Source organism: Paenibacillus sp. 4624, from assembly GCF_050435065.1.
In the GTDB taxonomy this organism is placed as follows: domain Bacteria; phylum Bacillota; class Bacilli; order Paenibacillales; family Paenibacillaceae; genus Paenibacillus; species Paenibacillus amylolyticus_D.
The window spans coordinates 394273-406885 of the sequence record NZ_JBNDJR010000002.1 but is presented as its reverse complement, the minus strand read 5'-3'; the positions used below and the strand labels follow the sequence as shown (position 1 = coordinate 406885).

General features: G+C 48.0%; 10 protein-coding genes. 3 read left to right on the top strand and 7 right to left on the bottom strand.

Annotated elements, in window-relative coordinates; translation table 11 throughout:
* Positions 1-215: 215 nt before the first annotated feature.
* Entirely contained in the window at positions 216-2447 is a 2232-nt protein-coding gene (locus ABIE27_RS06180) for an MMPL family transporter (protein WP_429350131.1), read from the bottom strand.
* A 209-nt stretch (positions 2448-2656) separates the two neighbouring features.
* Here ABIE27_RS06180 and ABIE27_RS06175 point away from each other — a divergent pair, with 209 nt between their 5' ends.
* Positions 2657-3292, top strand: coding sequence for a TetR/AcrR family transcriptional regulator (locus ABIE27_RS06175; RefSeq protein WP_429350130.1), 636 nt, complete (start codon positions 2657-2659; stop codon positions 3290-3292).
* Positions 3293-3330: 38 nt separating this feature from the next.
* Here the strand turns inward: ABIE27_RS06175 and ABIE27_RS06170 are convergent, their stop codons facing one another.
* Positions 3331-4845, bottom strand: a complete 1515-nt coding sequence (locus tag ABIE27_RS06170; RefSeq protein WP_429350129.1) for a PLP-dependent aminotransferase family protein — start codon at positions 4843-4845, stop codon at positions 3331-3333.
* Positions 4846-5094: 249 nt separating this feature from the next.
* Between ABIE27_RS06170 and ABIE27_RS06165 the strand changes: the two genes are divergently transcribed.
* Complete coding sequence (locus ABIE27_RS06165; RefSeq protein WP_429350128.1) at positions 5095-5676, top strand: GNAT family N-acetyltransferase; 582 nt, start codon at positions 5095-5097, stop codon at positions 5674-5676.
* A 112-nt stretch (positions 5677-5788) separates the two neighbouring features.
* Here the strand turns inward: ABIE27_RS06165 and ABIE27_RS06160 are convergent, their stop codons facing one another.
* Positions 5789-6685, bottom strand: a complete 897-nt coding sequence (locus ABIE27_RS06160; protein WP_429350127.1) for a diacylglycerol/lipid kinase family protein — start codon at positions 6683-6685, stop codon at positions 5789-5791.
* Between the two features lie 471 nt (positions 6686-7156).
* On the opposite strand from ABIE27_RS06160, the gene ABIE27_RS06155 reads away from it, so the two are divergent.
* A complete protein-coding gene (locus ABIE27_RS06155) occupies positions 7157-7813 on the top strand; it encodes a hypothetical protein (protein WP_429350126.1) in 657 nt (218 codons plus the stop codon).
* 272 nt (positions 7814-8085) lie between these two features.
* Here the strand turns inward: ABIE27_RS06155 and ABIE27_RS06150 are convergent, their stop codons facing one another.
* The 4 genes from ABIE27_RS06150 to ABIE27_RS06135 all read right to left on the bottom strand — a co-directional run bounded on the left by ABIE27_RS06150 (position 8086) and on the right by ABIE27_RS06135 (position 12591).
* Positions 8086-9969 (bottom strand): ABC transporter ATP-binding protein, encoded by a 1884-nt coding sequence (locus ABIE27_RS06150; RefSeq protein WP_123064102.1) that lies wholly within the window; start codon positions 9967-9969, stop codon positions 8086-8088.
* Positions 9966-11693 carry an ABC transporter ATP-binding protein gene (locus ABIE27_RS06145; RefSeq protein ID WP_429350125.1) on the bottom strand — a complete coding sequence of 576 codons (1728 nt, stop codon included), beginning with the start codon at positions 11691-11693 and terminating at the stop codon, positions 9966-9968. Before ABIE27_RS06145 ends, ABIE27_RS06150 begins: the two co-directional genes overlap by 4 nt.
* Complete coding sequence (locus ABIE27_RS06140; protein ID WP_123064100.1) at positions 11690-12268, bottom strand: MarR family winged helix-turn-helix transcriptional regulator; 579 nt, start codon at positions 12266-12268, stop codon at positions 11690-11692. The genes ABIE27_RS06145 and ABIE27_RS06140 overlap by 4 nt, the downstream gene beginning before the upstream one ends.
* A gap of 176 nt (positions 12269-12444) precedes the next feature.
* The gene (locus ABIE27_RS06135) at positions 12445-12591 is read right to left on the bottom strand and encodes a hypothetical protein (protein ID WP_205127924.1); all 147 of its coding nucleotides are present in this window, start codon (positions 12589-12591) and stop codon (positions 12445-12447) included.
* Between the last annotated feature and the right edge of the window lie 22 nt (positions 12592-12613).

Below are 12613 nucleotides of genomic sequence, written 5' to 3'. Positions count from 1 at the left end.
CCCAAGGCCGACGCTTCTTCTATTATGTCCCATAACCCTAAGCCGAGTAAACCTTCCGCACCCAAAGAATCCCTTATCTACAGCATCCCCTGCGCATTTTTCCCAGCTTATCCATTCCATCTCAGACTTACAACCCCAAGGCTCTCGCCTCTGGTAAAAAAGAAAGATGGACCACGGGCATGAAGCCCCGCCGTCCATCTGCCCCTCTCCATGGTTTACAGGGATCGGGATGGTGTCTTCTCTTGTTTCTCGGCAATCTCCGTATACTTGCCTGGCCAGAACGCCCATTTACCCAGCAGCGCTGTAATCGCTGGCACCATGAACGGACGAACCAGGAACGTATCAAGCATTACGCCTACCGCGGTAATGATACCGAACTGCACCAGCACCTGAATGGGCAAGGTTGCCAGAACGGCGAACGTGCCCGCCAGAATCAGACCCGCAGAGGTAATAACCGAACCTGTCTCGCCTACCCCTTCCTTAATCGCCTGACGGAGCGGCATCGTTTTGCGTTTCTGCCAGATGCTTGAGATCATGAAGATGTTATAATCCTCGCCCAGTGCCACCAGGAAGACGAAGGAGTACAGCGGTATTGCACCCTGAATCGCCTCTGCTCCAAGGCCGTAGTGGATGATGATCCAACCCAGACCAAGTGCGGAGAAATACGAAAGTACAACGGTCGCGATCAGATACGCTGTTGCGACTACGGAACGCAGGTAGAGCAGCAGCAGCAAAGTGATCATACCGATGACGACCGGAATAATAATCTTTGCATCACGCTCTCCAGTCACTTCAATGTCGTACTGTTCGGCTGTCTGCCCATCAATCCACACTTGTTGATCCACATTGGTAACTCCGGCATCTTTCAATGCCGTTTCCGCCGTAGCTCGCAGGTCTGGGATATGTTGCATGGCTTCGATCGAATATGGATTGAGATTGAACTCTACGTCATACGCCGTAATGTTGGCATTCTCCGCACCTTGCTGCGCGTCACCCACCTTGCTGATATAATCCAGCGATTCAAGACGTGCTTTCAGATCCGTCTCTTTGCCCCCAGCATCCACGATCACTTTAACTGGAGCCAGCTCTCCTTGGGAAAATTGTTCCCCAATGACCTTAAAGCCTTCACGCGAAGGTACATTTTCCGGAAAGGAAGATAACAAGTCGTACGTAAATTTCACTTGAGTTGAAAAAGCAGCTAGTCCACCGAGCAAAACGACTGTAATCGCCAAAACCGTCCATGGTTTCGTCGTTACGATGCGTCCGATCCAGCTTTCACGGACTTTACGCGGAGCTGGAGCCGGTTTTCCTTTTTTCTTGGCACGCTCGACTTCCATCTCGTGAGTACGTGGAACAAACGGATAGAACGATCCCCGTCCGAAGATGGCCAGCAGCGCCGGAACAAGCGTCAGACTTGCAATAAACATAATAAAGATGGACAAACTGAATGGTACGGCAAAACGATGATATGCACCATATTCAGCCAGCAGCAGCACCAGCAATGCGGCAACGACCGTAAATCCACTCATTGCAATCGCGCCGGATGAACCAGTGATGGCCTGGAAGATGGCTTTCTTTTTGTCCGGCTCATGATAGAGAATTTGACGGTATCTGGAGATCATAAACAGACAGTAGTCCGTACCTGCTCCGAAGAGCAGTACAGTCATGATCGAGATCGACTGAGCATCAACTGTAATCCACCCTTGATCCGCCATAAATCCGAGAATTGGACTGGTGACCATATAGGCGAAACCAACGGCAATAATCGGTATAATCGCCAGTACAGGCGAACGATAGATGAGCAAAAGCAACACAAGTACAAGCACCACAGTTGCAATCAGCAAGGACACATCGGCGGATGAGAACAATCCTGTCGCATCTATGGATATGCCCACGGGTCCGGTTACGCGTGCAATCAATTTGCTTGGATGATCCATAGCTGTATCGAACGGGTTCATGCCAAAGATGGCTTTTGTTTTTTCCTCTAACCCTTCAATGCCTGTCTTCAGTTGCTCTGCATCGGCATCTTTGTTGAAAAACAGCGGCATGACGATGGTGCTTCCGTCTTCCGACAGCTGACCTTTAATCGCCTGTGGTGGTAACTGATACAATGGCACAACCGACTGTTGCTGTTCCACCGGGTCTTGATCCAGTCGTTCGGTCAAGGCCTGAATCTGCTGTATCTGATCCTCTGTGAGTCCAGCAGGGTTGCGCCAGACGATCAGCGCGGGTAATCCCTCACCGCCAGGGAATTCCTTTTTCGCCAAGGCAGCGGCCTGTACGGATGGTTTTGAATCACTTAAATCTTGTGCGTTGTTGGTCTCGCGCTGATTTACTGCCGGCCATACCAAACCAAGCACAACCGCAATAATAATCCATACGAGCAGTGTGACCCATTTACTTCGTTTGCCCGCTACAAAGCGGCCATAACCTGAACCTTCCTGCATGGTCTATTCATCTCCCTAGTTTTGTTTAAATCCATATAAGTTGAACAAAAGATCATTTGCACAGACACTCCGATGACAGAATGTATGGAAATGAACCGTGGGTCATAATATAATCGAGTTAATTATATATACCGGAAGGTTAATTATGCAATCCCTATTTTTTGAAATATCGTAATACGTTATTTTAACCGTAAATGAGGTCGAATATGATGAACAAAAAACCAAGAAAAGAAGCAAGCCCCACGCGTGCTCCAGGCAGACCCAAAGCAGGTGCAGATCAAGCTTCCGCCTACAATAACATCCTAATGACGGCCTCACGGCTATTTATGGAATACGGGTATGAAGCTGTTTCGCTCCAGCAGATCGCTTCATTATGTCAAGTGACCAAGGCGTCGATCTATTATCATTTTTCCAGCAAACCGGAACTGTTCACCATAGCAATTACCCGTATGATGGCGATGGGCATGCAGCAGACAACACTGCGGCTTGAAGAACCCGGCACGTTGTACGAACGGTTGGTCAACGTGGCGGCTGCCAAGATGCAGCAGTCCCATGTGGATACGGAAACGATGATGCGTGAAGCCGAAACGTATCTGAATGCTGACCAGTTTGCTCAGATTCGGGATGCAGAACATCGTATCTTCGAGGTTCTCGCTACACATTTCCAGCGGGAAATGGATCATGGGTATTTGAGAGAGGCCAATCCCCTGCTGCTTGCTCAGGCCTTCACGTCCCTGCTGATGCTTGCCAACCGTGAGGATGTACGCCGTATGCAGGATACGATTGCCGAACTGGCCGAGGAACTCGTGGGACTCTTTTTGAACGGAGCGGTCAAGCATCCATAGCGGGGTCAGATTTCAGCCAGGAGTAACTTTGACTTAAATCAGCAGAAAGTCTCCCATACACGAGCCAGTGCGGCGATGCCTGGCTCGATGTTCTCTGCTTCAATGCCGGCAAATCCGATGATGAACTCTCGTTTGCCATCAGCAGGGGCACTTCCGTATGCCCACAGATATTCCGCCGAGGCCACACGTATACCCGCATCTAACGCCACAGCCACCATATTCTTGGCTGCATTCGGGTTGATCAACCGTAATACCAGATGAAATCCGGCGTGTTCGCCCTTGATCTCCATTCCCGGTTGATCGCCGAAATGATGCTGAATGGCCTGAACAGTCAAGTCATGTTTGCGTTTATACAGATTGCGCATTTTACGAATATGTTTACCCAGCTCTCCATCTCGCATGAATAACTCCAATGTCCGCTGATGCAGTCGTGAGGCTGATTGTTCGAACAGAACCGTTCGATAAACCTCGCCAAAATATGGAATGAGTTCCTTCGGAAGAACCATGTAATGCACACAAAAAGCAGGGGCAAGCACCTGAGAGAATCCCCCCATGTAGATAACAGGTGTGTTCTCCCGCAGTCCTTGCATCGAAGAAATCGGACGACCGGAATATCTGAATTCGCCGTCATAATCATCCTCAATCAGATAGGCCCCGGAACGTTCCGCCCAGTCCAGCAAAGCAAGTCTGCGGCTGATGGGCATCGGCATGCCCATGGGAAACTGATGCGACGGGGATACACCAGCCAGTGACACATCTGCCTGGTCCAGTTCATCCAGATTTATGCCTTCGCTGTCCAGTGAGATTGGGATAATCTCGTATCCATAATTCCGAAAGGTTCCAGGTAACAAGCGATACCCAGGGTTCTCCACAGCAATCGATGTAACTCCACCTTTGCGAAGCATCGTCTGTGTAAGCAAGGACATGAGCAAATGCTGCTCTGCACCTACCACGATCTGCTCTGGCGTACAACGAACTCCTCTAAATTGTCCCAGATAGGCTGCAATTTCGTTGCGCAATCCCCACTCTCCCTGCGGGTTTCCGTAAAATAATAAACCCTTGGACTCTTCACGCCACACACGGTTCGCGCACTGCTGCCATTTCACATAAGGAAACAGGCTAAAATCATTGTGTGACATATGAAAATCATAGATAACATTCGTCACCGGACGTAAGCTCTGTAAGTCTGGTGATACTACTGTAAAACCTGCCTGATCCTGCCTGTTGGGTGTACGGGTGTAGTTAACCTCTTTTTCATTTTCTGCCGTATGTATATCGGACTTCCCCAGCAGCATATCGTGATAACCTTCAATCACAGCTCGAACGCGATAACCTCTGCGCGGCTGGCTATATACGTATCCTTCCGCAATAAGTTGCTGGTATGCCGCTTCCACTGGTGTTGTGCTTATGCCAAGGAGTTCTGCCCATTTTCGCACAGAAGGAAGGCGGCTGTGCTCCACCAATTTCCCTCGGAAAATTTCCCGTTTGATATGATCCGAAAGCTGAATATAGACGGGTGCACTGTCGTGCTCATCAAGTTTAGGTAATTGCATCATGACTGCCTCACTCCATCTGTCCTTTTCATTTTATTAAAACTGTATATTTGGAAGTATACAGTATTGGGATATACTCATGTCAGAAGCAAGGACTTACAAACCGGATTCAGGCAAAACAACAAACTATATAAATTGAATTAAAGATTTTACACAGTCCACTACGATGACAGAAGAATAGTTCAGCTTATACAGATGCCTTACAGGCTCCACAAGTTTGCTTGAATAGATCAGGAGGAAAACAAACCTATGTCACACCCTACATCTACAAATCGTACCGCCAAACTCATGCAGACTGAACGCATTTACCTGCGCCCATTGGATATCACCGATGTGGATACTTATTATCCAAGCCTGTTTGAGCCCGAAATGCGCAAACAAACAGGAACTCAAACGAGCTTTACCCGTTCTCAAGTTGAAAAGTATGTAGAGAGTTTAGCTCAGGACGACTCGCGACTGAACCTCCTTATCGCATTACAAAACACAGACGAAATCATCGGGGATGTCGCTCTGATGGACATGCATGCCAAAAATCGCAGTGCACATATTCGCATCGCCATTGATCAGCCAGCTCACCAAGGCAAGGGATATGGTAGTGAAGCATTGCTGCTTATGCTAGACTACGGATTCGGCATTGCCAATCTGCATCGGATCGAGCTGGATGTCTTTGCTTTTAACGAACGCGCCATTCGCACGTATGAGAAGCTCGGTTTTCAGCGTGAAGGCGTGAAGCGGGACATGTTGTATTACAATCATCAGTATCATGATGCCATTCTGATGAGCATCCTTGAGCATGAGTTCCGGGAGATACATCTGAAAACAGACAAATAGTTCGGGTAGCACTCTTTGGAACAGCCATGTAGACAGCCTCCAGTATTGAAGCTTTATGTATATACCAGATTCACAGATAGAGTGCATGCAAAAAATACAAAAACCGGGGAGGTTATTCCTCCGCCTCGGTCAGGAAATGCAGATGACCCGCCAGCACCGACAGCTCGGCGGGTGTCTCCATGTACAATTCGCCATCCGTATCGGCTGGCATCGGTACATCTGTTTTTATTTTCAGCGTAGACGCCTTGAAATAGGAAATACTCTCGTTCCGCGGTTGCCATTCTCCCTCCGGCTTATGTGAAAGCACCTCACGCAGAAGTGGAATGCCTGTCTCATGAATAATGAGCACATCCAGCTGGCCATCCTGCAACGCATCCGGAGCAAAAGGTAACACATTCGTGCCCAGAAAACGCCCATTCGCCGCGTAGATCATCACCGCTTCGCCTGTCGTACACTCTCCATTGATCTCTAGCTCATATTGAAATGGCTCGGAACGGCTGATCGTTTGCAACGTGCTGATGAAGTAGCTGACTTTGCCGAGCGCCCCTTTCAAATTCTCGTTAATGTTCTGTGAGGTATCACTGATAAGACCTATTCCGAAAAAGTTCGTAAATACCCGGTCATCTGCTCGTCCCACGTCCACCGGTATAACCCGACCTGCCAGCATCTCTTGTGCCGCTGTCTCGGCATCCGGTGAAATGCCAAGTGATCGTGCAAAATCATTACATGTACCGCCTGGAAGCACGCCGATCTGTGGAGGATTTTGCAAGGATGCCAGCCCGTTCACACACTCATGCACTGTGCCATCGCCGCCCAGAATAAATACCACATCGAATTCTTCCCCACGCTCCCGGCACAGCTTCTCTCCCTCACCCGGTTCATCCGTCCGAACCACGACCAATTCATGAATGGCTGGAGCCAGTATGCCGGTAACCAGACCTACCGTGTTTTCCCGATTCGCTTTTCCCGCATGAAGGTGATGTATTAACAAGGCTTTATTCCATTCCATGCTGCTTTCCTCCATTCCAATGCTTGTTTCCCTTTACCCAAAAAGGTTGAAGTGATAAACAATACCATAGCTCAAACGCATGATCCTGATATACGAACCATGGTTGTGAAGGCGAAACTTCATAAGGGGAAGCGACATGCGGAATATGCATCGTTTTTGTTGTTCATGCGTAATACCAGATAGCTGTACAGGACAGGCTACTTTCATTTCATGTAAGCAACAGGAGTTGTATGTATAATTGTATAAAATATAGCTTCTGATCTGTCTGTAACCACATGATTATCATCATCTTTTATCATCGTTTCCCATCTCCGGTCTTCATAGCCATTACCTGCTTCAACCGGATCTATGCATGAGAAAAAAGGTTCCTCCGCAACCTATACGATATAGGCAACAACTTCGCGGGAGCAACCCATTCAATTCGCTTCAAAACGGTTATATGTACACTATACACGAATGGAGGAATTCCCTATGATTCCAGCTACAATGGAGCAATTAGAGCAAGTGCGCAAGGAATGCCGTACGATGGTTCGCAAAAGAGCAACTGCTTCAGCCGGCTCCACACTCGTACCGCTTCCCGGTACAGATGTCATTGCTGATGTGGGTATGCTGATGCAGCTGTTACCTGCTATTAACAATAAATTCGGTTTATCTCAAAAACAGCTCGACGGCATGGACCCAGAAACCAAGTCCATGATTTACGGATTTGTCATGTCGATCGGGAGTAAAATCATCGGCCGTATGGTCACGAAGGAATTAGTCGTACAGGTGCTCAAACGAGTAGGTATTCGAGTCGCAACCAAATCAGTCGCCAAGTTTGTTCCGTTTGCGGGTCAAGGTCTCGCCGCCGCTCTCAGCTTCACGGCCATGCGGTATGTGGGCAACAAACACATCGACGACTGTTATGAAGTGGTTAAACGTATGATTGAACAGCGTGAAGGCCTGCTTGGTGAACCGGCAACAGTATCACTGGAGGAAGCTACCCGCCATAACCTTGAGGAGAGCTCGCAGGATATAGCCGAACATGAATCAATACAGCATGCTGATTCGGAAGAGGAAATCAAACAGGACCATCAGGGCACCAGTGAAGGTAAGAAGGGTTTCCTGTGGAGACCAAGGCTTAAATAGTATTGTAGCTTGCTTACCCTGCCTTTCATATTTGCGAGCAAACACAGCAAGGTACCACGAGACACAGCGTTTGTCCGCAGGGAAATGCTTGGGCATAGCAGTGATAACACAAACGGGACGAAGCAGTGCAATGACTGCGACGTCCCGTTTGTGTTGATTTATGTTACACCAGAGGTGCGTGGAGCACCGTGGTGGAGGTTCTATTTTTCCAATAAACTATGGTTTCTAGATGTTCCTAAAGGGCCTGACAGCCTTAATAGATATCCAGTCCGTTAGATTGCCTGCGGCTGTTGCTCCGTAAACTGACTGTTATACAGATCCGCATAGAAGCCCTGTTTCGCCATCAGTTCCTCATGATTGCCCTGCTCAATCACATTACCGTGATCCATGACAAGGATGAGATCGGCACCACGAATGGTGGACAGACGGTGAGCGATAACAAAACTCGTACGATTTTGCATCAATTCATTCATCGCTTTCTGGATAAAGACCTCGGTCCGTGTGTCGACGCTACTGGTTGCTTCATCCAGAATCAGGATGGACGGGTCCGCCAGAATTGCTCTCGCAATCGTCAGCAATTGTTTCTGACCTTGAGAGATATTGGACGCCTCTTCATTTAATATCGTATCGTAACCGTCCGGCAGTGTGCGAATGAAATGATCGGCATGTGCAGCAACAGCAGCTTTAACCACTTCCTCTTCCGTTGCACCTTCCCGTCCGTAGGCAATGTTATCCCGAATCGTACCATTGAACAGCCAGGTATCCTGAAGCACCATACCAAACATACTGCGCAAATTACCACGGGACATATCTTTAATGTTAATGCCATCAATCGTAATCCGGCCGCTCTGGAGTTCATAGAAACGCATGAGCAGGTTAATCAGCGTTGTTTTCCCGGCACCTGTCGGTCCAACGATTGCTACGGTCTGACCTGGTGCAACATTAATATTCATATTGCGAATGAGCAGTTCATCTTCTTTATAGCCAAAATCCACCGCCTCAAAAGCTACAGCCCCTGCCGGGTGACGCAACGTTGCAGGTTGTTTCGACTCAGGAACTTCCTCTTCCTCATCCAGCAGTTCAAACACGCGCTCTGCCGAAGCAATCGTGGATTGAATAATGTTCGAGATGTTGGCAATCTGGTTAATTGGCTGTGTGAATTGACGCGAATATTGTGTGAAGGCCAGAATGTCCCCGATGGAGATGGAACCCCGTGTAACAAAAATCCCGCCGACCACACAGATCAGCACATATCCCAGGTTACCGACAAAGTTCATCAGTGGCATAATAATCCCGGAGATAAATTGTGCTTTCCAACCCGATGCATATAGCTCTTCATTCACTTTCTCAAACTGCTGTACGGATTGCTCCTCACGTCCAAAGGCTTTGACCACCTTGTGGCCGGTATACATTTCTTCTACGTGACCATTCAGTTCACCAAGCGACTTCTGCTGTCCGGCAAAATGCTTTTGCGAACGGGAAGCGACCAGCATAACCACCACGACACTAAGCGGTAAAGTCAAAATCGTAATCAGCGTCATCCATGGACTGATCGTCAGCATCATAATGATAACACCCACAATCGTTACCACGGACGTAATAAACTGAGCCAAACTTTGCTGCAGTGTGTTACTGATATTGTCCACGTCATTGGTTGCACGGCTAAGCGTCTCACCATGTGTACGGGAATCAAAATATTTCAGCGGTAAACGTCCAACCTTGGCACTGATCTGCTCACGCATATCATAGACGACCCGTTGGGCCACACCCGCCATCAGATATTGCTGTACATACGCAAAAGCGGCACTGAGCAGATACAGTCCAAGCAACAGGTACAATACTCGCATCAAGGCTGGAAAATCAATCCCTGCTCCCTGCACCCCCTGCATAATCGCAATAGCTCCATGGGCAAGGATATCTGTACCCTCAGCCATAATCTTCGGACTAATAATGCCAAACACGGTACTTAGAATGGCAGCAATCAGAACACCGATCAGACGAGAGCTATGTGGCTGGAGATACTGAACCAATCGGCGCAGTGTGCCTTTGAAATCCTTCGCTTTCTCGGCTGGAGGCCGCATACCCATTCCGCCGCCGGGATGACCCGGTCCGCGCGGAGCACCAGATGCTTTGTGCTGTGCTGTACGTTCACTCATGCGATCTCCTCCTCAGTCAGCTGGGAGGATACAATCTCACGATATACTTCATTGTTCTCCAGCAGCTCTTTATGTGTTCCCGAACCGACAATTTTGCCCTCATCCATGACGAGGATACGGTCAGCATCCATTACCGTGCTTACCCGCTGAGCTACGATCAACACAGCCGCTTCCGTCGTTTCCGATTTGAGCGCAGCACGAAGTTTGGCGTCCGTTTTAAAATCAAGGGCCGAGAAACTGTCATCGAAAATATAAATTTCAGGACGGCGAACAAGTGCGCGTGCAATGGACAAACGTTGTTTCTGTCCACCTGACACGTTATTCCCGCCTTGTGCAATTAGGCTGTCATACCCTTCCTTCATCTCGGAGATGAAGTTTTCGGCTTGGGCCGTACGTGCCGCATGAATAACTTCATCCATACTCGCATCATCCTTACCTTGCCGAATGTTATCTGCAACCGTACCGGTGAAAAGGACGGCCTTTTGTGGGACAAACCCGATTTTGGATCGAAGCTCTTCTTGTTTAAGCTCCCGCACATCGGTTCCATTCACACGCACAGTACCTTCGGTCACATCATAGAAACGTGGAATGAGACTGAGCAATGTGGTTTTACCCGAACCCGTACCGCCGATAATCGCTGTCGTTTCACCGGAACGTGCCGTAAACGAGATATCGGACAACGCTGCATTCTCTGCACCTGGATAACGGAAAGTAACATGATCGAACTCGATCGTTCCCTGCATGGATTTCATGGTGCGGGGCTGTGCAGGATCAGAAAGATCCGGCTGCATATCCAGCACTTCGTTAATCCGCTCTGCCGAAGCTGATGCTCTTGGAATCATCACAAAAATCATGGATACCATAATCAATGAGAACATAATCTGCATTGCATATTGTACAAAGGCAATCAGGGAACCAATGTTCATATGTCCGCCATCAATACGCAGACCACCAAAGTAAAGAATGGCAATCATCGAAAAGTTCATGACCAGCATCATCACTGGCATAACTGTCGCCATCAGAACATTGACCTTAATCGACACATCTCTTAATTCCGTATTTGCCCCATTGAAACGAACACGCTCATGCTCACCACGGTTAAAAGAACGAACAACCCGGATACCTGTCAGCTGTTCACGCAGAACCAGATTAAGCCGGTCCAGCTTTTTTTGAATTTGCTTGAAAAGCGGAAATCCTTTGGAACCAATTAAGGCGATTGCTCCTGCAAGTACAGGCAGAACAACCAGGAAGATGGTGGACAGCTTCGCGTCCTGAGAAACAGCCATGAAAATCCCCCCGATACACATCATCGGAGCCATAATCATCATGCGCAGCATCATCGTTAATACGTTCTGCACCTGTGTAATATCATTTGTTGTACGCGTAATCAGTGAAGCTGTACCCAGCTTATCAAATTCCTGCAACGAGAAATTTTCAACATGCCGGAACACTCGGCTGCGCAGCTGTTTGGCAAATCCGCCCGCTGTGCGCGAAGACAGATAACTCGCGATAATGGAACATGTGGTTCCGCCAATGGCAATCAGCAGCATGAAACCGCCAATTTTCCAGATATAAGGTACATCACCTTTGACGATACCAAGGTTGACGATATCAGCCATTAACGTAGGCAAGTACAACTCCGCCATCGTTTGCATAAAGATAAGCGCCAAAATAAAAATAATCGGAATACGATAGGGCTTTAACATGCGAAATAACTTCATCATGGCGTATCATCTCCTTGTTCGGGTGCTTCTGTTTCAGGTGCTTTATTATCGTTTGCATGTCCTTCATCCTGCTCAGAAACCTGAGCATCAAAGAAGGTATACACCTTGCTGAGCAGTTCAGCCAGTTGCAAACTATCCTCTTCGCCCAAATGTTTAACCAATCTGTTGAAGGTAGCCATTCGTTCTTCATGGGCTGCACGAATAATTGCACGGCCTGCGTCTGTAATTGTAATCCGCACGGCCCGGCGATCCTCAGGGTCCATCGTCCGCTCAACAAGCCCTTCATCCTCCAGACCGCGAATCACGGGCGTAATGGTTGGTGATTTTACTCGCATTAATGCGCTGATTTCGGACACTTTTAATCCTGGGTGTTCCTGGTTTAAATGGCTCTCGAAATCGGGCGGGTTATGCCGCCAATCCATGCGCTCTCCTGGATGTGCACCATGGAGCAAACAAGCGAGTACCATAATTTCATTGTGATTGCGCCCATGTGGTTTATGTTGTCTCCATTTGCCTTTGTTAAACTGCATGATGGAATACAACAGCTTTTGGGCTACCGGATCGATCCCAGCCATCTTACCTTCCTCCTTCTTCAGAACATCATGTCCCGTAAAACAATCCATAGTCCGCCTATTAAGTAGGTCCTTTATTTAATAGCCCACCAATATAATAGCAAACCAATTTAATAGTAACTCAATTAATTAGGTTACCTAAGTATATTCTCAGCTTATGTATATGTCAATCATTTCATTCATGTCAAAAGCATCCATTCTTCAAGTGACTTATTAGCTATTTGCTCAACTGTTTCATCATGACAAAAAAACTCTCCACCCTGCGTTTGCTTAAGACCAAACGAAGGGAACGGAGAGCTTTTTGAAATAGCATTTTCTATATCCATTTTCTTAAAGCAGACCTGTTGA